We start from the raw sequence: 415 nt of genomic DNA, 5'->3' as shown, positions 1-415 counted from the left end.
GTTCGGGCACGAGGCCGGTGCGTTCACCGGCGCGCAGCGTCGCCATGTCGGCCGCTTCGAGCAGGCCAACGGCGGCACGCTGTTCCTCGATGAAATCGGCGACATGCCGCTGCCCTTGCAGACGCGCCTGCTGCGCGTGCTGGCCGAAGGCGAGTTCTTCCGCGTCGGCGGGCGCGAACTGATCCGCGTCGACGTGCGGGTGATTGCCGCCACCCACCAGGACCTGGAGTCGCTGGTCGCGCAGGGCCGCTTCCGCGCCGACCTGCTGCACCGCCTGGACGTGGTGCGGCTGCGCCTGCCGCCATTGCGCGAGCGCCGCGACGACATCGCCCAGCTCGCCGATACCTTTCTGGCGGCCGCCGCGCGCAAGCTCGACACCTCCCCCAAGCGGCTCACTGCCGCCGCCCTGCAGGCC

Annotated in this window: 1 protein-coding gene; it reads left to right on the top strand. The window is 72.5% G+C overall.

The annotated features are described in order from the left end of the window. Positions 1–415, top strand: a 415-nt coding sequence (locus AC1DN0_RS41610) for a sigma 54-interacting transcriptional regulator (protein ID WP_477146688.1), incomplete at both ends; no start/stop codon positions are given.

The sequence above is a fragment of the Cupriavidus sp. 05N39 genome (assembly GCF_056397325.1).
Note: the sequence above shows the minus strand (reverse complement) of the source record. Positions and strands in the feature narration are given on the sequence as shown.